We start from the raw sequence: 678 nt of genomic DNA, 5'->3' as shown, positions 1-678 counted from the left end.
GTACATTTTCGACCAAAGCCCGAGGGCGTGCTAGCGGCCCAGCAGCCAAGGGCGGGGGGCTGGGTTTGACCACTGGGCCTGACCGGCAAAGGAGAGGGTGCCGGCTGGCGAACTGTACGCTGTTCTCGCTTAGTCGACTATGTCGCGCAGCGGCTTCCTGCGGGTCGGCGGCCGGTACTTCCTGACCAGTTCCACCGTACTGGCTTCGACCGTGACGCGGCCAAGCACCTGCACGGTGACACGGCCAAGATCCTCGTCGACATAGATCACTTCACCCTTGAATCTCATCCTGTCACCCGGCTTCGCCTTTGGATCGATGATCGAATAGGGATTGTTGGCCGTGAGGATGTGCAGGGTGACCACGCGCTGGTGAGGCTGCTAGAGGCCGATTTGTCCCGTAATGGGTCAATCCCGTCTGGCACCGCAATTGCACCGGCAGACGTACTGTCGGACAAACCAACACCCGGCAAGTCCCCAATTTCATCGACCTCCCTGGGGGCGACCCGCCGCTGCCGTGAATGGAGCGGCGGGCTCTGTTTTGGAAATCTTTCACCGTGAAAGATTTGTTCGCCGCGCTCTCCCCGCAAAAGCGCGGGCTTTAGCTGGCCAGGGGAGAGCGCGTGGTGAAGCGGCTTTAGATGTCCCGCAACGGATCAATTAAGCTTGGCACCGTAATTG

1 protein-coding gene is annotated in these 678 nt (G+C 60.5%); it reads right to left on the bottom strand.

The window, feature by feature from the left end; translation table 11 throughout:
* Nucleotides 1-129: 129 nt before the first annotated feature.
* Nucleotides 130-363 carry a hypothetical protein gene (locus tag ACXJ7R_RS35450; protein ID WP_457155850.1) on the bottom strand — a complete coding sequence of 78 codons (234 nt, stop codon included), beginning with the start codon at nt 361-363 and terminating at the stop codon, nt 130-132.
* Nucleotides 364-678 lie beyond the last annotated feature (315 nt).

The organism is Mesorhizobium sp. P5_C1, assembly GCF_054049815.1.
The sequence above is the reverse complement of the archived record's forward strand: the minus strand, read 5'-3'. Positions and strand labels throughout refer to the sequence as shown.